This is a genomic window from Pseudovibrio sp. WM33 (assembly GCF_001623165.1).
Taxonomy (GTDB): Bacteria; Pseudomonadota; Alphaproteobacteria; order Rhizobiales; family Stappiaceae; genus Pseudovibrio.
This window is the reverse complement of sequence record NZ_LMCK01000002.1, coordinates 92,614-113,679: the sequence shown is the minus strand read 5'-3', so window position 1 is coordinate 113,679 and position 21,066 is coordinate 92,614. Positions and strand designations below refer to the sequence as shown.

Sequence of the window (21,066 nt, the reverse complement as noted above, 5' to 3'; positions counted from 1 at the left end):
ACCTAGCTAGTTCACCCAATAGGCGTCTTACGCAGGCTTAGCTACCAGACGCCCTGCTGTGGCAGACTGTTCACGGATTGGCCAGTGCACGATGGCCGCGAAAATACCGAGTGCGATTCCGAGCCACCAGATGGCATCGTAGTTGCCGCTGCGCTCATAAAGCACACCGCCCAGATACACTCCCAGGAAGGAGCCAATCTGGTGAGAGAAGAACACGATGCCGAACAGCGTTCCCATATAACGCGGGCCAAACATGACAGCGACGAGCCCTGAAGTTGGCGGAACGGTGGAGAGCCACAGAATGCCCATGGTGGCTGCGAAGATCAGTGTCGACATCTCTGAGATTGGTAGTGTGATGTAAAGCGTGATTGCGATGGCGCGGGCCAGATAGATGAAGGAGAGCAGATACTGCTTCGGCACACGAGACCCCAACACACCGGAGGACATGGACCCAACAATGTTGAACAGGCCGATCAAAGCCAGCGCCCAGGCACCGACGGAGACATCAAAGCCCTGATCCACAATGAAGGTCGGCATGTGCACGGTGATGAAAGCCACGTGGAAGCCGCAGACGAAAAAGCCGAAGACCAGCAGGATGTAGTCTCTGGTTTTGAAGGCCAGACCCAATGTCTGAGACAGGGTCATGTTGTCCTGCGGGTTGGCAGAGCTGCCAGCAGCTGGAGCTGCGGAACGGCCACGCAGGATATAAGCGAACAGGGGCACGATGGCGACGACAGCTGCCATATAGATCAGTGCGCTGGACCAGCCATAGTTTTCGATCAGGCCCAGGCCCAGCGGTGCAAAGAGAAACTGGCCGAAGGAGCTGGCAGCTGTGCCCATGCCGAAGGCGATGCCGTGGTATTGGGGCTGAACAGACCGCGCGAAGGCAGCCAAAACAAGCGAGAAGGATGTGAAGGCGACACCCAGACCGATCAAAACACCTGCGGAGACCTGCAGTAAGAGTGGCGTGTCTGACAGGCTCATAAGATAGAGGCCGATGGCGTAGATGATCGCGCCGAGCACCAGAGTTCTTCCTGTGCCGAATTTATCTGCCATCATCCCAGCGAAAGGCTGTGCAGCACCCCAAACAAGGTTTTGAAGTGCCAGCGCAAAAGCAAACACATCCCTGCCCCAGCCAAACTCTGAGGACATGGGCGTCAGGAACAATCCAAGGGTTGCCCGTGGTCCAAACGAGAGAATGCCGATGATACATCCGCTGATGATTATGAGCGGGACGTTGGGGCCGCGCCGGACAGAGGATTGGTTCTCGACCTGGGTCGCTTGAGACATGCAATTTCCTTTCCTGCATCCGGCAGAGAGTTTCGGCCAGACGCTGGACCAATGGTGTCCGTTTTTCGCTGAGCAGCGGGGAATAATCAGGTTTAATCTAATTTTCCGTTCTGCAATAATTGAAATTACTTAGGTCATCCATCAGCAATTGGAATGAGTCTTTATCCCTAAGGCATTTTGCTAGAAAGCTATCTCTGATCAAATGCAGGCATATGTGAGAATACTAATATATTTCAAATTGCTAGCGAAACTAGCGGGGTCGCTTGACTTTGATTTGGGTCCTGACCTAATTCCCCCGTCAACATTTAGGGGCCGACCATGACCTACTCATTTTCTTTCGGAAAAACACTCGCTGCAGGCCTGCTTGCCTTTGCTGTAAGCGCACCTTTGGCAGCTTCTGCACAAGACGATGTGCAGAGCCAGGCTGAGCTGACTGCACGCGTTGAAAAGCATGCACCTGCCAAAGAGCTTTACATCAAGGACCGTCCAATCCTCGGCTGGAAGATTACTGGCGACACACTGGCAGACCTGCCAGAAGCGATCCGTGGCCCACTAGGTTCTGTAGATTCCACCAGCTACGATGATGCTTACATCGCCAAGAACGTTGGCTCTGTGGTTGCGTTACAAATGAGCAAGACCGGCCCTGATTTTTACGTGATTGGCAAAGAGACGTTCACCTCCAAGTACGAGATGGTTGGTCTGGAAGAAGTCGCAGCCAAAAACACCCGCCTTGTAAAGCGTCTGGATATGGCTCCGGAAGTTCTTGCGCTGTTTAATGCAAAAGACGCAGGCCTGACGGGAGCACTGAAGACCGTTCCCGTTGAGATGGTTCGCATGTCTGCCATCGGTTATGCCCCAGCTGCTGAAGTGATCATTCAATCTCCATGGGGCACACAGACCAAGCCTGCTGATCAGGATGGTTTCCTCGTGTTCGACAGCGGTGAGAACCAGTACTACATGGTCAATCAGGGCGCTGATGGTAACCCATCCAGCTACGTCCCAGCCAAGTAAAAGCCCTTTTCTGCTCTCAAGTGATGTGAGCCCGGCATTTCCTCTGATTAAGCGGAAATGTCGGGCTTTTCTCATTTGTACCCTGCAAATTTAGGAAATTAAGTGATTACTCAGTAAGGCTAAATCGAGCTTAAACGCAGCAATCATATGCATCCGGCAAAAGAATAGGTTGTCGACGCGAGGGAAGAGGTCTATAAAAACTCAAAATGAGCATAAGGGTTGGCATCGGCATTGTGGCCGTGTTTTTTTATATACCCCTTATACTCACATTGAGTATAATCCGGTTCCAGGCCGGCAGAATAAGGGATAGCGCATGTCCGCCACGACTACATTCGCTGAAGCAGACAGCCTTGCTGTCAATGACATTACTGCCGGCATTGAGGGTGCTGCTGTTCAAGCTGGCGCACCAGCGCCCAAACAGTATACCCCTTTGGAGCGTCCAGACCTTGCCTACACGCCTGAGGTCGCAGAAGCGACAGCAGAGGCCTATGAGAAGGTAAAGGACTTCATTCCTGCGATTGAATGGGCTGCTCTTGCCCCGTTGATTTTTGCGATCAACAAAGTGAAGAAAGAGCGCGACGCCGTTATTCTGGCGCACAATTATATGACCCCGGATATCTTCCACGGTGTGGCTGATATTGTTGGCGACAGCCTGCAGCTGGCGAAAGAAGCTGCGAAGACTGAATCTCAGGTTATCGTTCAGTGCGGTGTGCACTTCATGGCTGAGACTTCCAAGATCCTGTCTCCGGAAAAGACCGTTTTGATCCCGGATATGGATGCAGGTTGCTCCCTTGCAGAATCCATCACAGGTGCAGATGTACGAAAGCTGCGCGAAGCCAATCCGGGCGTTCCGATCATCACTTATGTCAACACCTCCGCCGATGTGAAGGCTGAGTGCGATATTTGCTGCACCTCTTCCAACGCGGTTCAGGTTGTTGAAGCCATGGGCACTGACAAGGTGCTGCTGATCCCTGATCAGTACCTTGCAGCCAACGTGAACAACCAGACTGATGTTGATGTGTTGACCTATGCCGGCTCATGCGAAGTGCATGAGCGCTTTACGGCGGAAGAGCTGCGCGACTACCGAGCCATTGACCCTGATGTGAAGATCATTGCGCACCCAGAGTGCCCGCCGGAAGTTGTTGCAGAAGCTGACTTTGCTGGCTCAACCTCTCATATGATTGACTGGGTGAAGGACAACAGCCCTGAGAAGGTGATGATGATCACCGAGTGCTCCATGGCGGACAATGTTGCCTCCTCCACACCTGGCGTGAACTACATTCGCCCTTGCAACCTGTGCCCACACATGAAGCGCATCACCCTCACCAAAATTTTGGACTGTTTGCTCGATATGTCTGGTGAAGTGATTGTTGATGAAAGTGTGGCGGATCGCGCTCGTGCCTCCGTAGAACGCATGATCAACTTGAAGAACTAGAGGCTTTCGTGTAGCTGGCATATTGAAAAGTCTTCAGTGCACCCTGCTGCCTTTAACGGCAGCGGGCCTTTTAGATCAGGTCCCCATAGTCTGGAATAATCTCTGAAATGTCTCAGTTCGGTTCTTCTCTCGCCCCTGCTGTTGCTCTGAACGGCGTGGATGATGTTGTTATCTTAGGTGGTGGCCTTGCTGGCCTGTTTTGCGCGCTCAAGCTTGCTCCGCGGCCAGTGACCATTGTGACCAACGCGCCCATTGGCGGTGGCACCTCTTCTGCATGGGCACAAGGTGGCATTGCTGCTGCTGTGGCCGAGGGTGATCACCACTCCGCCCATACGCAGGATACGCTGACGGCAGGCGACGGCATTTGCGAAGAAGCCATTGTTGAAGGTATGACCCGTGAAGCGTCTGACCGCATTCACGATCTGCTGGGTTATGGCGTGCCCTTTGACAAAGACCTTGCTGGCAAGCTGGCTCTTTCCCGCGAAGCTGCCCATTCCAGCCACCGTGTTGTGCGTGTGCGTGGTGACATGGCTGGTGAAGCCATTATGCAGGCGCTTGTTGATGCGGCCTACAAGACACCGTCTATCCGCATCATCGAAGGATACATTGGCTGTCAGCTGATCGCAGAAGGCCGGTATGTCACCGGCATTACTGCGCGTCGCCGCGGCGGGACACAGCGCATTACCATTCCTGCAAAAGCTGTTGTGCTGGCCTCCGGTGGTGTTGGCCATCTTTATTCAACAACCACCAATCCGGGTGAAGCAAACGGACATGGCCTTGCGATGGCTGCCCGTGCAGGTGCGCTGGTTTCTGATGCCGAGTTTGTTCAGTTCCATCCAACAGCTCTCAATGTTGAGCAGGACCCTGCCCCGCTTGCAAGTGAAGCAATCCGCGGTGATGGTGCGATCCTCGTTAACAATGACGGTCATCGCTTTATGGATGGCATCCATCCTGATCTTGAGCTGGCCCCTCGTGATATTGTTGCGCGCGCGATCCATACAGAACTTGCGGCTGGCCGTGGTGCTTTCCTTGATTGCCGAGAGGCCATTGGGGCAAGCTTCCCTGAGCACTTTACCCGCGTTTATGCAGCCTGCGAGAAGGCTGGTATTGACCCGATCAATGGCCTGATCCCAGTTGCTCCGGCGGCGCATTATCACATGGGCGGTGTTCTGACTGATGCTTCTGGCCGGACCTCTGTCGACAACCTTTGGGCGGCAGGTGAAGTTGCGGCGACAGGGGCACATGGTGCCAACCGTCTGGCATCCAACTCCTTGCTTGAAGCTGTTGTGTTTGCAGGTCGCATTGCAGAAGACATTCAGGCCCTCATGCCGCATCACCGGGTGCATCATTGGGCTGAAATCGATGATGTTGATGATCAGGCCTCCACACGCAATCCGCAGGAACGTGCCGTTGTTTCCATGGTTCGTTCTGCTATGTCCCGCCATGTTGGTGTGGTTCGTGATGCAGAAGGGCTGACAAGGACGCTTGCACGATTGCAGAACGCTGAGACGCTGTGCCGCCGCGACTCCATTCTCAACATGGTGATTGCAGCCAAGCTGATTACAGGGTCTGCTCTGCTTCGCGAAGAAAGCCGTGGCGGTCATTTCCGTTCTGACTTCCCGCAGAAGGCGGAGGCTGCCAAGCGCTCCTTTGTGAAGCTTGCACAAATTGAGAAGCTGGCAAACGAGGCTGCTGCCAGCGATGTTGGCCAGCAGGCTGTTGAAGAGGAAGATATGCTATGAGCCGCCCGTCTTCATTGCCTGAGCTTTCGTTGATCATGGTCGACGATGCTGTCAAAGCTGCCCTGCTTGAGGACTTTGGCCGCGCAGGTGACATCACCTCGCAAGCGACCATTCCGGCTGATGCTGTTGCAACGGGTGTGATTGCGGCTCGTAAGGATGGCGTGCTGGCTGGCATTGATCTGGCTCTATCCGCATTTCGTCAGGTTGATCCTACTCTCGATGTTATCGTGCTGGCGCAGGACGGGGATAAGTTGGAGCCGGGTACCATTATCGCCCGCATTCACGGTCCCGCTCGTGCACTGCTGGAGGCGGAGCGTGTGGCCCTGAACTTTTTAAGCCACCTTTCAGGCATTGCGAGCGCTACGAACGCATTTCAACGCAAAATTTCACATACCAACGCAAAAGTGGTTTGCACCCGAAAAACCACTCCGGGACTGCGTAGTTTCGAGAAGTATGCGGTGCGCTGTGGCGGCGGTATGAACCACCGGTTTGGTCTGGATGATGCAATCCTGATTAAGGACAACCACATCGCCGTTGCCGGTGGAGTTGTCCCCGCGATTGAGAGTGCCCGCGCTTTTGCCGGACACCTTGTGCGCATTGAGGTTGAGGTGGATACACTCGATCAGCTGAAGGAAGCCCTCACGGCCAAACCTGATGTGGTGATGCTGGACAATATGGGGCCTGATCTTTTGAGGCAGGCGGTTGAGATCAACAAGGGGCAAGCTGTGCTGGAAGCCTCTGGCACGATTACGCTTTCGACCATTCAGGCGATTGCGGAAGCTGGCGTTGATATCATCTCCTCCGGCTGGATCACGCACTCCGCACCTATTCTGGATCTGGGGCTTGATATTGAGATCGGCTAGACGTTAGAGCGTTTGGCCTCTACAAAGTCAACTGCTCACTAGAGGCCCAACGTTTGCGATAAAAAACCGACCAAACAAAATTATTGCTGCGCATATTGCGAGATTAACTGCAGCTTTATTGGTGGCAGTATTCTTAATATTCAAATGATAGCAAATCTTATCCGTAAAAAACTGAAGAAAATTATATAACTTGTTATCTTCTTCTTTCTTTTTAGAAATATTCTGAATATTCGCACCAAATGAGCACATAAAATAAAAGAATATAGCCATTAAAATGCTCACTACATAGAGAACAATGTAATTCATAATTTCTCTGCTTTGCTCTAGGCATTCTCACATCAGCGACAAAAGAAAAGGTACTTCTTATCAAGAAGTATCCATCTTAGTCTCTCTTACGAGCTTAATGCTAATCATCAAGATAGGATTTTCTTCTACCTATTCACCATTAAAAATGGCCCGATCTGATGACCGGGCCTATTTCTTATTCTGATCTTATCCAACACCTTACATATTTGGATAGTTCGGTCCGCCTGTGCCTTCCGGAACGGTCCAGGTGATGTTGCCGTTCGGGTCTTTGATGTCACAGGTCTTACAGTGAACGCAGTTTTGAGCGTTGATCTGGAAGCGTGGTGGTTCGCCGTTTTCTTCTACCCACTCATACACACCAGCGGGACAATAACGGTTCGACGGACCAGCGTAGACATCGTGCTCGGAAAGCTTCTGCAAAGTCTCGTCGCGCAGCTTCAGATGGATCGGCTGGTCTTCCTCGTGGTTGGTGTTGGAGAGGAAGACAGAGGACAGCTTGTCGAAGGAGATCTTCCCGTCTGGTTTCGGGTAATTGATCTTCTTGCAATCCTTCGCCGGCTTGAGGCTCGCAGCATCGGTTTTGCCGTGCTTCATGGTGCCGAAGAAAGAGAAGCCCATCAGCTCATTGGTCCACATGTCGAGGCCACCGAAGACCATGCCCAGCAAGCTGCCGAACTTTGTCTGCAATGGTTTTACATTGCGTACCTTCCAGAGATCCTTGCCGATTTCGGAATTGCGCCATGCGCCGTCGAACTGGTCCAGCTCTTCGTGTGCTTCACCACGGCCCAGCGATTCAACGACCATATCCGCAGCCAGAATGCCGGAGAGAACAGCGTTGTGAGAGCCTTTGATGCGCGGCACATTAACGAAGCCAGCGGAACACCCGATGAGAAGACCACCTGGGAAAGACAGCTTCGGTACGGACTGATATCCTCCTTCGGAGATGGCACGAGCACCGTACGAAATGCGCTTACCGCCTTCAAAGACGTCCTTCACACCCGCATGAGTTTTGAAACGCTGGAACTCATCAAACGGAGAGATATACGGGTTCTGGTAGTTGAGGTTCACAACAAACCCAACAGCAACCTGATTGTCTTCCAGATGGTAGAGGAAAGAACCGCCCTGAGTTTTACCGTCCAGCGGCCAACCCATGGAGTGCTGAACCAGACCCGGTTTATGCTTGGATGGGTCTACTTCCCACAGCTCTTTGATACCAATACCGAATTTCGGATGATCACTGTCGCGATCAAGGTCAAATTTGTCTACCAGCGTCTTTGCAAGCGAGCCACGGACACCTTCGGCGATCAACGTGTACTTGCCGAGCAGCGCCATGCCGCGCATGTAGCCATCTTTATGAGACCCATCACGCGCAACGCCCATATCACCCGTTGCAACGCCGATCACCTTGCCGGAATCGTCGTAAAGCACTTCAGCTGCTGCGAAGCCTGGATAGATTTCCACGCCGAGCGCTTCTGCTCTTTCTGCGAGCCAGCGACAGACATTGCCCAGAGACACAATGTAATTGCCGTGGTTGTTCATGAGCTTCGGCATCAGGAAGTTTGGCAGACGAAGGGAACCTGCAGGGCCAAGCAGATTGAAATGGTCTGCTGTGACAGGTGTCTTGATCGGAGCACTCTCGTCTTCACGCCAGTCAGGGATCAGGCGATCAATGCCAATTGGATCAATCACGGCACCAGACAGAATATGAGCGCCAACTTCAGAGCCCTTTTCGAGCACGACGACGGAAATTTCCTCTCCCTTCTTCGCAGCCTGCTGCTTAATCCGGATTGCCGCTGATAGACCTGCAGGACCACCACCTACAATCACAACGTCGAATTCCATGGATTCGCGCTCTGCCAGAGTTTCCCCTTCAGACATATTATTCTCCCTCTACACTTTATCCACTTCATTTCGCGTCAAATGATGTGGCAGCGCATTATTTTCCAGCACCTCAAGTGTCAAAACTTTATTTAGTCTCTGTGTAATTGAGCGGATACTATAGCGCAATGCGTTTTAAGGTGCATTCCGTCAGGTACCCCATCAAAAAATCTATCTACACCTTAAGGAATTATTGTAATTTCCCCAAGTTAACGTGAACCACTTTACACTGTTCCCCATTGAGTTAGCCCATTCTCGTTTTTCTATTGGACAGTTGCGCTTTCATAATGAATATAGGGCGGACCGGGCTGCTGCCCATCCATGGTGCATTGCAAAAGAGTTATTCCCTTTCGCCTGTGCCGACCTGTGTGCCACAACTAGTAAATGGCTATGTCTGAAGTTCCTGTCGCAAATGCCGCCGAGCTGGAGGCTTATCTGGAGTTTTTAAGCGCCGTCGGCGTCGACTGTGCGTTGGAAGATGCTCCAGTGGACCGCTTTGCGCAAACTCAGAGCCAGATGGAAAAGCAGGTGCAGAGCCGCCCTGCTCCGCAGCAGAACATCGCTCCAGTCAGCTCGTTCAGCGCACCAGAGCCAGCGCCATCACAGTCCAAAAATCTCAGTGTTTCACCTGCTGAAATGGCACGTAACCTGCGCGAGAATGGCGTCTCCGCAGATGCCAAGCAGGAAGCGAAGAAGATTCTGGAACGGCAGCGCGCTGCCAAGGAAGCGGCTATTACGACGTCTACACCAACTGCGGTGACAGACGCGAATGCTGTTATTCCGAATGCGGAAACAGTTGATTCGGCCAGAACTGCCGCAGGTTCGGCGCAGTCACTTGATGAGCTTCGGAAAATCCTTGCAGGGTTTGAGGGCTGTAATCTGCGACTGACAGCAAAGAACCTTGTGTTTGGGGATGGAAGTTCCAAAGCACGCATCATGCTTGTTGGGGAAGCTCCGGGACGCGAAGAGGACATTCAGGGCGTGCCGTTCGTGGGGCGTTCGGGTCATCTGCTGGACCGGATTTTGAAAGCTGCCGGACTTGACCGGTCAATGGTCTACATAGCCAATGTGGTTCCATGGCGCCCACCGGGAAACCGCACCCCTACCCCGCATGAAACTGAGATTTGCCGTCCGTTTATTCAGCGGCAGATTGAGCTGGTTGATCCGGAGATTGTTGTTTTCCTCGGGGCGGCCTCTGCCAAGACACTCAGCGGTGCCCGTGACGGTATTCGCAAGCTGCGTGGGAAATGGCTGAGCTATGGCGGCGAGGGTACTCAGCGTAAGGCGATCGCGACTTATCACCCTGCTTATCTTCTGCGCAGTCCTGCTGAGAAAAGATATGCCTGGCGAGACATGCTCCAGATTCGTGCCGAGCTTGAAACAACTGAGTAATCCCCGCTGTTTTGATGAGGCTCTCTGAGTTCTCAAGGTGTAGATTTGTTATGAGGATCACACTGTTGCGTTTTATTGCGTAAATTGCCATTTCTTTTGGCAAAAGCTCTTCTCTCCTGATGATTGCTGCCTATATTGGATGAAGTTGGTTACCCCAACGACATACAAGTTATCGACGCAAAGGAGAATTTTGAGTTGTTGAACAAGCTGCGCAGCTACCTTCCGGGCAAATTGGGCAAAGTAAGACCTATCGTACCCGTCGTCCGTTTGCATGGTGCTATTGGTGCTGCATCTCCATTGAAATCAGGTTTGAACCTGAGCAGTGTTGAAGACGCGCTAGAAATAGCTTTCAGCTTTAAAGAAGCTCCGGCTGTTGCCTTGTCCATCAACTCACCTGGCGGTTCGCCGGTTCAATCTCATCTCATCTTCAAACGCATTCGTCAGCTGGCTGATGAAAACAACAAGCAAATTCTTGTTTTTGTAGAAGACGTTGCTGCATCTGGCGGCTACATGATTGCACTGGCTGGTGATGACATCATTGTTGATCCGTCCTCTATTGTTGGATCCATTGGTGTCGTATCTGCCGGGTTTGGCTTTACAGAGCTTCTGGAGAAAACCGGCGTTCAGCGCCGTGTTTATGCCAGCGGAGACAAGAAGGTCACGCTGGACCCGTTCTCACCGGAAGTTAAAGAGGACATTGAGCACCTCAAAACATTGCAGCACGAAATCCATGAGATGTTCATCGACATGGTGAAGAGCCGCCGCGGTGACGTGCTGAGCGATGACGAAAACCTATTTTCCGGCTTGTTTTGGACTGGAGCCAAAGCGCGTGATCTGGGCCTCGTAGATGGTCTGGGCGATCTTCACTCCACGATCCATGAACGGTACGGCAAAGAAACCAAAGTGAAATTTGTTGGCACCAAAAAGCGCTTTCTTAGCCGCTTTATTCCCGGTGCGAACCTTCAGGGAGGTCTGAATGAGGCTGCTGGTACATTGCCTGCTGCTGCACTTACAACCCTGGAAGAAAAAAGCCTTTGGGCAAAGTTTGGTCTTTAAGTAATCTCCATAGGATTGCCTAAATTGCCAGAAATAACAATGCTTCACATAAGTGATGGAAGGAAAATGCAGATGACTGAGGTATTAGGAACTGTTGCTTTGATTGCAGGTGGATATGCTCTTTACAAAGCCGTAAAGAAAGAAATTTCCAATATGGCATTCAAGAAACAGCCTGCCTATGCAACTGCTCGCAAGCGTCCGGTTGACCCAGCATATACGCGTCTGGTTGAAGATCCGGCCACTGGCAAATACCGCCCTGTAAGCAACTACTAAGAGCCCTGCTCTAGTCTTTGACTGACAGGTGCCCGCATGACGTTTGGTCTGCGGGCCTGGTGACGTGGTAATGTTGCACGTATTCCTTATTTAACAGGAATAGACTGCGCGCTAGCAAACCAGTTTTGCGGATTCCAGTTTGATTTTATTGCTCGCAGGTTTCGATCTGCCGGACTTGTATCGTAATTTTCCAGAAAATAGAGATACATGGCATGATCTATGCCGGGTGAGTTCTCCCCATTTACTCCCAAACATGAATCTGGATAGTTGAAGTAACAACCGTCAACAATGTCGTCTGGATCGTTTCGTGGATCAGGAAATCCGCCATACTTGGCGTAAACGTCAGCATACATTTCGTTGATCCAGCCAACATGGGCTTCCTCAAGCTGCTTGTTATCCTGTCCGATTGCCGCATCATTGTCCCAATAGGTTTGGTATTGCAGTTTCATGATTGAGCTGCGTTGTGCGATTGGCGTTGCTGTGCTGGAGACCTGATTTATTGCACAGCCGTAACTGTCAATCTGGCACAGGCTCTGGCTCATATCGCTCAATGACACTCCATCCGGGACCTTCTGCAGATGTTCATGAAGCGCGGCGACCATGTCGTCAGTGAAGCCTTTTTTCATGTAAGCTGATTTGTATTTTCCAAACTGATTTGGACCGGAACCATTTGTGTTTTGAACGCCTTCCAGAAACGTGAAGCAGCGAAGCTGGGCCGTTGCACTCACCGGACTGATAGCCTTTGCAGTGCCGTGCCATGGATGCCCGTTTATGGGCCCCGGCTCGGTTGATAGTCTTGTTATCTCACCCAGTGTTTTCTTCTGGTCCTTGATCCTGTCATTCAGATAGGCCTCATACTCCTGTCCTTGAACCCCGAGTGATGGGGCATCAAAATAATAGGATGCGAAAACCATTTTCCCAGCAGCAAGATGGTTCGCATGGAATATGCCAAAGCTGGGCCACTTGGATTTGTCTCCGTCCTGTCCTTCCTGTGAGAACTGGGTGAAGATGTCCAGTAGTTGCCTGAGGACAGGTTCTGTGATGAGCAGGTTGCCATTTTCATCCTGCCAATCAAATGAAAACGCGGTGGTGTACAGATATTGTGGTGCTTTCGGAGTGTCCCGGAAATAGTAGCGGGTGATAATGCCGAAGTTTCCTCCGCCACCGCCACAGACTGCCCAGAACAGATCCGGGTGGTTCACAGGAGAGACTTTCTCATAGAGTTCAGGCGTTGGAGCCCCTTGAGGCATGATCACCACGTCCACTGCAGACAGGTAATCAACGGTCAATCCAAATGCGCGGGAAAAGAGACCATACCCTCCGCCAGTGATGTGCCCGCCTAGTCCGACTGAATAGCAGCTGCCCGCTGGCAATGTGGTATCAAACATGTTGTTGAACATGCGATACATATCCCAGTTTCCAAAGCCGACATCGATGTAATACCCGTAGTTTGGATCACTGCCCACACCGCGTAGCCCGGTCAGATCGATGATGTATTTTGTGCCCGCATTGTAGACGAAGTTCTCATAGCAGTGGCGACCACAGGTGATTTGCAGTTCGCCTGCCTTTGCTCCTGACGCAATCACCTCTCTCCAAGCGGCTGTTACTTCTGCAGCTGAGGCAGGGGCGTAGACGCGTTTCAGACTTGGCGCATACCAGCGGCGGTCAAATCCTTGACGATCACTCAGAACAGGCAGGCGGGACATCACCATCGGTACGCTCTCCAGCTTTTATGCAGACTACAATGACCCCGCCACTAAATAAGCTTTTTCCCGGGCTCAATATCCTTGATATTGTGGGGTACGAGGCTGAGCCGAAGCGCGACTGCGATTACAGCGCTGACCACGAGAAGAGTATTCCGCCTTACTCCCCGTCTTTTTCACAAAATATCTTTGATTTTTCAGGAATGCTTGACCTTCCCTGTTTGACGTGGCACCTGTGCCCCAACTAGGATTTTGCGCCGTTTCGGTGCAGTACATTTTGGATTTTCAGGAAACACTCCCATGTCTAGTGAAGCCGTTCCGGCACATATGCAGCCGACCAAGTCCTTTCAGGGTCTTCTGATGACCCTCCAGAGATTCTGGGCCGATCAGGGCTGCGTTATCGTGCAGCCTTATGACATGGAAGTCGGCGCGGGTACGTCCCATCCCTCAACAACACTGCGTTCGCTTGGGCCTCGTCCATGGAAAGTGGCGTATGTGCAGCCATCTCGTCGTCCTACCGATGGTCGCTATGGCGAAAACCCAATGCGCTTGCAGCACTACTATCAGTTTCAGGTTATGCTGAAGCCGTCTCCTGAGAACCTTCAGGAACTGTATCTGGCTTCCCTGCGCGCAATTGGCATCGACACAGACATCCACGACATCCGCTTTGTTGAGGATGATTGGGAAAACCCGACACTGGGCGCATGGGGCCTTGGTTGGGAATGCTGGTGTGACGGCATGGAAGTTTCTCAGTTCACCTATTTCCAGCAAGTCGCCGGTTTTGAATGTAAGCCTGTTGCTGGTGAGTTGACTTATGGCCTTGAGCGCATTGCCATGTATGTTCAGGGTGTCGACAATGTTTACGACCTGAACTTCAATGGCCTTGAAGGCGACGAGAAGGTTACTTACGGCGATGTGTTTTTGCAGGCCGAGCAGGAATATTCCCGTCATAACTTCGAACATTCCGATACTGAAATGCTGTTCCGCCACTTTGCGGACCATGAGCGCGAGTGTAAGCGTCTGCTGGCAGTAAGCGCAGAAGCAATGGAGAAAGCTGGCGATGGCCTCCAGAAGGTTGTTATGCCTGCTTATGACCAAGCGCTAAAATGCTCCCACGTGTTCAACCTGCTTGATGCACGCGGTGTCATTTCCGTAACTGAGCGGCAGAGCTATATTCTGCGTGTGCGTGAACTTTCCAAAGCTTGTGGTGCAGCCTTCCTGCAGACCGAAGCTGGTGGTGTGGGCTACAAAGGCTAGTCCCAACCAATATGATGAATTTTAAGTGCCGGGACAGAAATGCCTCGGCATTTTTTGTTGTCACTTCTCTCTGCACTTCGACTCCGTGAAAGATGCCTGCTGATAATCAGTAGGTTTTCAGGACTGCAATCAAACGGATATTTTTAAAGCGATATCCTGTTTGATTTGCCAATCACTCCCCCTGTTGCCAGCTGCCTGCGTATCTATGCGCTGATCCAAATTGGGGTGCATTCGCGGAGTTCTCTGTTCCATGACTGTCGAAAGTACCGAAGCGCATGAAAATGGCACTGCAGCAGCCTCTTCCGTTCCTCAACCTGAGATGACTGCTCAACCTTCCTCCACGCAAAACCTGAGTGATGAGCAGATCGCCAATGCGATTGTTTCGCGGTTGAGCCGTGATGATAAGCTGATCATGCGAGACGGTGATCAAGCCTTCTGGCCAGGCGTTCGGGAGATGATGAAGAGTGGCTCTCAATCCGGTCCGTGGGCAGCGGGGGCGTTGCCAGAGCATCATTTGCCGGGTGTTCATTACACAGAAGGCTCACGCGGGATCGTGCTGAAGGGCGCCACAACGTTTCCTGCAGTGATTGCAAGAGCGGCAACATTTGACCCTGAGCTGGAAGAACGGATTGGCGCAATCATTGGATATGAGATGCGCGCCTTTGGTGGCACGTTGTTTGGGGGGGTGCCACTTAACCTGATGCGCCATCCGGCATGGGGACGAGCACAGGAATCTTATGGTGAAGACAGCTTCCTGATCGGCGCAATGGGATCAGCTCTCGTTCGCGGTGTTCAACAACATGGCATGGCATGCATCAAAAACTTTGCTCTGGCATCCATGGAACACTCCAAGCTTTCCCTCAATGTTACAGTGAGCCAGCGGGCACTTTATGAGATGTATCTTCCTCACTTCAGGAAGGCCGTTGAGGCAGGTGCAGCGGCTGTCATGACGTCCTACAGTTCCATCAATGGCGAGCTTTGCGGACACAACAAAGAGCTTCTCACCCAACTGCTGAAAACAGATTGGGGGTTTAAGGGTTTTGTACTGAGTGACTTCCTGTTCGGCATTCGCAATGCGAGAGAGGCTGCCCTTGCCGGCATGGATCTGGAGATGCCGTTCCAACTGCACTTTCACCAGCACCTGTCAGAGCTGATCGATGATGGAGAGATCTCCGAGGCAGCATTGGATGACGCCTGTTACAGGCTTATTCTGCAACAGCTCAGAGTGCTGCGGAAAGGCCGTTACGAGAAGACCCGCGTTGGCTGCGCGGAGTTTCGATCTGTTGCGCAGGAAGCCGCTGAGAAGTCGACCGTGCTCCTGAAGAACGAAGGTGGGTTTCTGCCTCTTAAGGACATTCAAAGCATTGGTGTTATTGGTCGTTTGGCGAGTGTCGCCAATACAGGCGACAAAGGAACGAGTGATACACAGCCGACACATATAACCACGCCGCTCGCAGGCCTTCGTTCCTACTACAAACACAAGATCGACATCTGGCAGGACAGAGGCCAGAACATCAATCGCGCCCTCCAGATCGCAAAACGAGCAGATGCCGTTGTGCTGGTGGTCGGGAATGACCACAGCCGTGAAGGTGAATGGGTCTCCGCTGATCTGGCAGCACGCTTTCATGAGGTTCTTCCTCAACCTCGGAACCGTGAAGAAGCGAAGATTGCCTCTCAGTTTTTACGCGCATTTGGTGGTGGAGGTTCTGCAGGAAAACCTCAGGAGTCCGAAGGGGCTGCAGACGGTTATGGCTCCGGCGACAGGCAGAGCCTTCGTCTGCCTCCGCACGATGTTGAATTGATTAAGCAGGTCTGTGCCGCAAATTCCAACTGTGTCGTGGTTGTTATGGGTGGCGGCACTATTTTGATGAACGAATGGCAAGATAAACCTGCTGCCATCTTGCTGCATTGGTATCCAGGGATGGAGGGAGGAACTGCACTTGCCCGAATTCTATCCGGCGAAGTCTCCCCCAGTGGCAAGCTGCCGTTTGTCATCCCACGACGAGAAAGTGACCTGCCTGACTTTGATCGCAATGCGCGTAAAGTGATCTATGACCTTTGGCATGGATACAGAAAACTGGACAAAGATGATGTCACACCGGCGTATCCTTTTGGGTTTGGTCTGAGCTACTCTCAATTCCATTATTCGGAACTTGTTGTTACTCCGCCTGATGAGCTCCTTACTAGTAGCATTGACGTTCAGTTCTCCATCGCCAATATCGGGCAAGTTGAAGGGGAAGAAGTTTCGCAAGTTTATATTGCTCCTAAGGGGTCCGCAGTAGATCGCGCTAAACAGGAGCTGAAGGGCTTCCAGCGTCTTCGTATTCCAGCAGGTGAAAGCAGGCAGGTTACTGTCTCCATCCCGATTGAGGAGCTTGCGATATTTGATAGTGAGCGCAACCAGATGGTGGTTGAGCGCATCGTCTACGAAGTGGTTGTGGGCAGCTCCAGTCAGGATCCCAACAGCCTGCAATTGGAACTCAACCTGTTTGGTGAACTCAATGAAACTACTGAGGAACCTGCGTAAACGGTCTTAGATTATCTCAGCACTACAAAGTCTGATGCAAGGCAGCTGTTCACACCCCTGTTGATTGGTTGTGCCCGGCTGATGTTTTTTGCTCAATTACGGTTCCGCGCTGCCTATTGGGGGTGACAATCCCCTTGAGTATTGCTAGGCACTATCCACCTTAGAAATTCGCGATTGATTGACCAGTTAAAGGCGTCGTTCACCAATGCCAGATCTTCTCCTCGAACTCTTTAGCGAGGAAATTCCTGCCCGCATGCAGCGTCGTGCGGCTGAGGATTTGAAATCCCTCCTGACCAATGCTCTTGTCGATGCAGGTATAACCTATGAAGGCGCGAAGGCTTATGCCACTCCACGCCGCCTGACACTGCACATTGCTGGCTTGCTTGCAGGCTCCAAAGCAACCCGTGAAGAGCGGAAGGGCCCGCGCGTTGGCTCGCCTGAGAAAGCATTGGCCGGATTCCTGCGTGGCGCAGGCCTTTCTTCTATTGACGATGCTGAAGTTCAAAATGACCCGAAAAAGGGTGATTTTTACGTCGCTGTTATCGAAAAGCCAGGTCGGAAGACCGAGGATATTGTTGCTGACATGATGCCAGACATCATTCGCAACTTCCCTTGGCCGAAATCTCAGCGCTGGGGTTCTGGCAGCTTGCGCTGGGTTCGCCCACTGCACTCAATCGTTTGTACCTTCGGTCCTGAGACCGAAGAGCCAGAAGTTATTCCGTTTGAAGTTGATGGCATCAAATCCGGCCAGACCACCTATGGTCACCGCTTTATGGCGCCTGAAGCAATCGAAGTGCGCCGCCTGGAAGACTATATGTCCAAGCTGGAAGCTGCCAAGGTTGTGCTTGATGCGGACCGCCGCAAAGACATCATCGATGTAGATGCGAAAAACGCAGCTATGGCGCTTGGTCTTGAACTGGTTGAAGATGCTGGCCTTCTTGACGAAGTGTCTGGCCTCAACGAGTGGCCGACCGTGCTTATCGGTTCCTACGACGAGAGCTTCCTTCAGCTGCCTGACGAAGTCATTCAGCTCACCATTAAGGTGAACCAGAAGAACTTCGTACTGAGTGATCCTGCAACATCCCGTCTGTCCAACAAATTTGCATTGACTACAAATATCGTTGCAAAAGATGGTGGTACCAAGATCATTGCTGGTAACGAAAAGGTTGTTTCTGCACGCCTTTCCGACGCCAAGTTCTTTTGGGAAACGGACCTTAAGACGAAGCTGGAGAGCAACGTCTCCAAGCTGCAGGACATCGTGTTCCACGAGAAGCTGGGCACTGTAGCTGCCCGTGTTGATCGCCTTGAGCGTCTTGCTGCGGAAATCGCTCCATTTGTTGGTGCTGATATCGAGCAGACCAAGCGTGCTGCACGTCTTGCGAAAGCTGACCTTGTTTCTGCAATGGTATTCGAGTTCCCTGAGCTGCAGGGCCTGATGGGTCGCTACTATGCAGAAGCACAGGGCGAAGATGCTGCTGTTTCTCAGGCGATTGAAGATCACTACAAGCCAGCTGGCGCGTCTGATGATGTACCAGTATCACCTGTTTCCATCGCTGTTGCTTTGGCAGACAAACTGGACATTCTTGCTGGCTTCTGGGCAATCGACGAGAAGCCAACCGGGTCCAAAGATCCATTTGCGCTGCGCCGTGCTGCTTTGGGTGTTATCCGCCTTGTGCTGGAAAACGACCTGCGCCTGCCACTGCGTGATGTTCTGGTTCAGAGCCTGCGCCGCAACCTTGCAGACATTGCTGCTGCACGCGGCGAAAGTGCACTGTCCGATCTTCCATTCATCGGCAAAGGCAAAACCGGCGAAGGCGTTGTTAAAGACATCTTCTCCATGGTTTCCAAAGCTGCTGACGTGGTGCTGGCAAACGTTTCCGACAAGATCCCTGAGACCTCTCTGGAATCTGGCCTGATTGATGACCTGCTCAGCTTCTTCGCAGACCGCATGAAGGTGGTTCTGAAAGACAAAGGCGTGCGTCATGATCTGGTTGACGCTGTTCTGGCTCGTGGTGGTCAGGATGATATCAATCTGATCGTGAAACAGGCCGAAGCTCTTGCTGGATTGCTGGGCAGCGAAGACGGTGTCAACCTGCTAGCAGGTTACAAGCGTGCTGCAAACATTCTGCGTGCGGAAGAGAAGAAGGACGGCAAGGCCTTTACAGGCAAGCCTGATACTGCTCTGCTGGAAGAACAGGCAGAAAAAGACCTGGTTGCTGCGCTGGATAGCGTTCTGGTTGAAATCAAGCCACTACTTGATGCTGCTGACTTCTCCGCTGCAATGGCTGCTCTTGCCAAACTGCGCGGTCCTGTTGACGGCTTCTTTGACGACATTCACGTGAATGCTGAAAAGCCAGAGGTTCGTGAGAACCGTCTGAAGATCCTGTCAGAAATTCGTGCAGCCGTTCATCAGGTCGCTGATTTCTCAAAAATCGCTGGCTAAGCTGACATCATAAGATATTTTAAAGCCCGGGACTCGCTTGAGTTACCGGGCTTTTTATTTGATTAGACTTTGACAGCTTTTTCGTACTCAACCGCTGTTTGTGCGATTTCTTCTTTCAGCCAATCCCGCAGCTTGCGAACACTGGGACTGCGCAAGGCCCCTTCCCTGCAGATGAACCAGTAGGACCGCCCTGTTGAACAGCGGTGACCGAACGGGATCTTCAACTGACCTTGCTTCACAGCATTGGCGACCAGCGTATCCCAGCCCAAGAACACGCCGTGGCCTGCAATTGCAGCGTCCATGCAGAGAGATGCGTTGGAGAAGCCGTGACCTCTTGGAAGCTGGCTTTCTTTGAGACCAAACGGGGCCAACCAGTCGCTCCAACGGTAATAGGAGTTATAGTCGCGGATGATCACTTCATTCAGAAGATCCCGCGGCTCTTTGAGGCGCTCCGCGATTTCAGGAGAGCAGACCGGATAGATGAAGTGCTCACACAAGCGCTCTGAGTAAACGTCATCAGGCGCTCGTTTATGGACGCGGACACAGGCGTCTACGTCGGAGTGATTGAGGTTTACCAACTGGTCGTTGGCATCCAGCCTGAGATTGATGTCCGGATTGGCTTTCATGAAGCTGCTCAGGCGCCAGACCAGCCATTTCTCAGCCAGCAGCGGAGCTACAGATAGAAAGAGGCTTTCTTCTCTGTCCCGGTCTGCCAATGCGACAGCCTCTGAGATTTGCTTCAGGCCCGATGTGAGCTCGTGACAAATCTCGGCACCAAGGCTTGTCAGCTTCAATCCGCCTGTCTCTCGAGTGAACAGCGGGCGGCCCAACTGATGCTCGGTTTTGTGCAGTTGCTGGCTAACGGCGCCGGACGTAATGCCCAACTCTTCAGCCGCATTTTTCAGGGAGCCCAGGCGCCCGACAGCTTCAACAACGCGAAGGCCAGCGAGGCTGACTTGATTGAGATTTTTCATCGAGGACAGTTCCGAGCAGTAAATCTAAACCGGGGTTTAGTTATTCCAGATAGCACTTGCAATGCAATTGACGCATTGTCGCTCCATCAAGTCACAAAGGAAATGACAATGAAAAATCTTTTTAAAGATCTGTTGCGCGGCAAATCCCCCCGAAAGACCAAAGCAGCTGCAGGCTCAAAGCCTTATTGTGCTGACCCACTTTCACACCCTGCTCTTCAGCGAATGGATACCCGCGAAATTGGTGATGTTTACATCAACCCAGAAAAAACGCTGCCTTAAGAGCAGCGTTTTTTAATTTTGTCCCTCAATACGGGATGCCAATCTTTTTAAAAATGAAATGCATAAGCCAGGCAGGTCCAACCAACAGGAACTGCAGATCTTTAAAGAAAGACGGCTTTTTCCCCTCAATATGATGGCCGATAAACTGGCCGACCCAAGCAATCACAAACACTGCCAATGCTGTCTGCCAGAGTGGGATGCCAAGCCCAAACTGCTGATAAGTCATGTTAATCCAGATCATCAATGCTGAGAAAACAGCCATGCCGATCGCCAGCGTGATGGACAATGACAGGTAGTAGATGATCGATAGCCCCAGCCCGATCGTGCACCAGTTCAGCCACGGTGAGATGTTCGACAACCCGATCGGTGTTGGAACAGACCACAGCAGTGCGGTTACCGTCCAGAAAATGACCGGCACACAGATCCAGTGAATGGCTTTGTTTTTGTGATTTTGGTGGCTTTCGCCGTACTCGCCCAGCAGGCGATCAATGCGACGCCCGGTTGCTTCTGAAAAGCTCATACTACCCTCCCCGTAATATCAAGCGGTATCAATGCAATCAGCATGCCGTAAGGGGAAGGTATTTTCAAGCTGACAAAACTTCGGCGGGCATATTAACCAGTGCCCGCCGAAGGAGTT

Annotated in this window: 16 protein-coding genes; 11 read left to right on the top strand and 5 right to left on the bottom strand. The window is 52.0% G+C overall.

The annotated features are described in order from the left end of the window. Positions 1-27: 27 nt before the first annotated feature. Positions 28-1,290 carry an MFS transporter gene (locus tag PsWM33_RS00620; RefSeq protein WP_063298848.1) on the bottom strand — a complete coding sequence of 421 codons (1,263 nt, stop codon included), beginning with the start codon at positions 1,288-1,290 and terminating at the stop codon, positions 28-30. 318 nt (positions 1,291-1,608) lie between these two features. On the opposite strand from PsWM33_RS00620, the gene PsWM33_RS00615 reads away from it, so the two are divergent. The 4 genes from PsWM33_RS00615 (at position 1,609) to nadC (ending at position 6,341) form a co-directional block, all read left to right on the top strand. Next, complete coding sequence (locus tag PsWM33_RS00615; RefSeq protein ID WP_063298847.1) at positions 1,609-2,301, top strand: hypothetical protein; 693 nt, start codon at positions 1,609-1,611, stop codon at positions 2,299-2,301. A gap of 313 nt (positions 2,302-2,614) precedes the next feature. Continuing rightward, on the top strand, positions 2,615-3,736 hold the full coding sequence (nadA, locus tag PsWM33_RS00610) for a quinolinate synthase NadA (protein ID WP_063287254.1): 1,122 nt from the start codon (positions 2,615-2,617) through the stop codon (positions 3,734-3,736). A gap of 107 nt (positions 3,737-3,843) precedes the next feature. Beyond that, the gene (locus tag PsWM33_RS00605; protein ID WP_063298846.1) at positions 3,844-5,478 is read left to right on the top strand and encodes an L-aspartate oxidase; all 1,635 of its coding nucleotides are present in this window, start codon (positions 3,844-3,846) and stop codon (positions 5,476-5,478) included. After that, entirely contained in the window at positions 5,475-6,341 is an 867-nt protein-coding gene (nadC, locus tag PsWM33_RS00600; protein WP_063298845.1) for a carboxylating nicotinate-nucleotide diphosphorylase, read from the top strand. Before PsWM33_RS00605 ends, nadC begins: the two co-directional genes overlap by 4 nt. A 504-nt stretch (positions 6,342-6,845) precedes the next feature. Here nadC and PsWM33_RS00590 read toward each other — a convergent pair. Then, on the bottom strand, positions 6,846-8,525 hold the full coding sequence (locus PsWM33_RS00590) for an electron transfer flavoprotein-ubiquinone oxidoreductase (protein WP_063298843.1): 1,680 nt from the start codon (positions 8,523-8,525) through the stop codon (positions 6,846-6,848). Positions 8,526-8,915: 390 nt separating this feature from the next. On the opposite strand from PsWM33_RS00590, the gene PsWM33_RS00585 reads away from it, so the two are divergent. The 3 genes from PsWM33_RS00585 (at position 8,916) to PsWM33_RS00575 (ending at position 11,246) form a co-directional block, all read left to right on the top strand. Next, positions 8,916-9,917 (top strand): uracil-DNA glycosylase, encoded by a 1,002-nt coding sequence (locus tag PsWM33_RS00585; RefSeq protein ID WP_208994324.1) that lies wholly within the window; start codon positions 8,916-8,918, stop codon positions 9,915-9,917. Between the two features lie 195 nt (positions 9,918-10,112). Then, a complete protein-coding gene (locus tag PsWM33_RS00580) occupies positions 10,113-10,973 on the top strand; it encodes a S49 family peptidase (RefSeq protein WP_063298867.1) in 861 nt (286 codons plus the stop codon). A 72-nt stretch (positions 10,974-11,045) separates the two neighbouring features. Continuing rightward, positions 11,046-11,246 carry a hypothetical protein gene (locus PsWM33_RS00575; protein WP_208860103.1) on the top strand — a complete coding sequence of 67 codons (201 nt, stop codon included), beginning with the start codon at positions 11,046-11,048 and terminating at the stop codon, positions 11,244-11,246. Between the two features lie 86 nt (positions 11,247-11,332). Here the strand turns inward: PsWM33_RS00575 and PsWM33_RS00570 are convergent, their stop codons facing one another. Next, on the bottom strand, positions 11,333-12,958 hold the full coding sequence (locus PsWM33_RS00570) for an FAD-binding protein (RefSeq protein ID WP_063298841.1): 1,626 nt from the start codon (positions 12,956-12,958) through the stop codon (positions 11,333-11,335). Positions 12,959-13,249: 291 nt separating this feature from the next. On the opposite strand from PsWM33_RS00570, the gene PsWM33_RS00565 reads away from it, so the two are divergent. The 3 genes from PsWM33_RS00565 to glyS all read left to right on the top strand — a co-directional run bounded on the left by PsWM33_RS00565 (position 13,250) and on the right by glyS (position 19,176). After that, on the top strand, positions 13,250-14,206 hold the full coding sequence (locus PsWM33_RS00565; protein ID WP_063298840.1) for a glycine--tRNA ligase subunit alpha: 957 nt from the start codon (positions 13,250-13,252) through the stop codon (positions 14,204-14,206). 250 nt (positions 14,207-14,456) lie between these two features. Continuing rightward, positions 14,457-16,733 carry a beta-glucosidase gene (locus PsWM33_RS00560; RefSeq protein WP_063298839.1) on the top strand — a complete coding sequence of 759 codons (2,277 nt, stop codon included), beginning with the start codon at positions 14,457-14,459 and terminating at the stop codon, positions 16,731-16,733. Between the two features lie 205 nt (positions 16,734-16,938). Beyond that, the gene (gene glyS / locus PsWM33_RS00555; protein WP_063298838.1) at positions 16,939-19,176 is read left to right on the top strand and encodes a glycine--tRNA ligase subunit beta; all 2,238 of its coding nucleotides are present in this window, start codon (positions 16,939-16,941) and stop codon (positions 19,174-19,176) included. 62 nt (positions 19,177-19,238) lie between these two features. On the opposite strand, the gene PsWM33_RS00550 is transcribed toward glyS, so the two are convergent. Continuing rightward, positions 19,239-20,150: a LysR substrate-binding domain-containing protein gene (locus tag PsWM33_RS00550; RefSeq protein WP_057464858.1), complete on the bottom strand. Its 912-nt coding sequence runs from the start codon at positions 20,148-20,150 to the stop codon at positions 19,239-19,241. Positions 20,151-20,258: 108 nt separating this feature from the next. Between PsWM33_RS00550 and PsWM33_RS27265 the strand changes: the two genes are divergently transcribed. Next, on the top strand, positions 20,259-20,429 hold the full coding sequence (locus PsWM33_RS27265) for a hypothetical protein (RefSeq protein ID WP_162531840.1): 171 nt from the start codon (positions 20,259-20,261) through the stop codon (positions 20,427-20,429). A 25-nt stretch (positions 20,430-20,454) separates the two neighbouring features. Here the strand turns inward: PsWM33_RS27265 and PsWM33_RS00545 are convergent, their stop codons facing one another. Next, the gene (locus PsWM33_RS00545) at positions 20,455-20,949 is read right to left on the bottom strand and encodes an Mpo1 family 2-hydroxy fatty acid dioxygenase (RefSeq protein ID WP_057464857.1); all 495 of its coding nucleotides are present in this window, start codon (positions 20,947-20,949) and stop codon (positions 20,455-20,457) included. Positions 20,950-21,066 lie beyond the last annotated feature (117 nt).

Bases quoted from the DNA above. Each gene is read 5' to 3' on its own strand.
- PsWM33_RS00620 (WP_063298848.1), bottom strand. From the start codon at position 1,290: ATGTCTCAAGCGACCCAGGTCGAGAACCAATCCTCTGTCCGGCGCGGC.
- PsWM33_RS00615 (WP_063298847.1), top strand. From the start codon at position 1,609: ATGACCTACTCATTTTCTTTCGGAAAAACACTCGCTGCAGGCCTGCTT.
- nadA (WP_063287254.1), top strand. From the start codon at position 2,615: ATGTCCGCCACGACTACATTCGCTGAAGCAGACAGCCTTGCTGTCAAT.
- PsWM33_RS00605 (WP_063298846.1), top strand. From the start codon at position 3,844: ATGTCTCAGTTCGGTTCTTCTCTCGCCCCTGCTGTTGCTCTGAACGGC.
- nadC (WP_063298845.1), top strand. From the start codon at position 5,475: ATGAGCCGCCCGTCTTCATTGCCTGAGCTTTCGTTGATCATGGTCGAC.
- PsWM33_RS00590 (WP_063298843.1), bottom strand. From the start codon at position 8,525: ATGTCTGAAGGGGAAACTCTGGCAGAGCGCGAATCCATGGAATTCGAC.
- PsWM33_RS00585 (WP_208994324.1), top strand. From the start codon at position 8,916: ATGTCTGAAGTTCCTGTCGCAAATGCCGCCGAGCTGGAGGCTTATCTG.
- PsWM33_RS00575 (WP_208860103.1), top strand. From the start codon at position 11,046: ATGACTGAGGTATTAGGAACTGTTGCTTTGATTGCAGGTGGATATGCT.
- PsWM33_RS00570 (WP_063298841.1), bottom strand. From the start codon at position 12,958: ATGGTGATGTCCCGCCTGCCTGTTCTGAGTGATCGTCAAGGATTTGAC.
- PsWM33_RS00565 (WP_063298840.1), top strand. From the start codon at position 13,250: ATGTCTAGTGAAGCCGTTCCGGCACATATGCAGCCGACCAAGTCCTTT.
- PsWM33_RS00560 (WP_063298839.1), top strand. From the start codon at position 14,457: ATGACTGTCGAAAGTACCGAAGCGCATGAAAATGGCACTGCAGCAGCC.
- glyS (WP_063298838.1), top strand. From the start codon at position 16,939: ATGCCAGATCTTCTCCTCGAACTCTTTAGCGAGGAAATTCCTGCCCGC.
- PsWM33_RS00550 (WP_057464858.1), bottom strand. From the start codon at position 20,150: ATGAAAAATCTCAATCAAGTCAGCCTCGCTGGCCTTCGCGTTGTTGAA.
- PsWM33_RS27265 (WP_162531840.1), top strand. From the start codon at position 20,259: ATGAAAAATCTTTTTAAAGATCTGTTGCGCGGCAAATCCCCCCGAAAG.
- PsWM33_RS00545 (WP_057464857.1), bottom strand. From the start codon at position 20,949: ATGAGCTTTTCAGAAGCAACCGGGCGTCGCATTGATCGCCTGCTGGGC.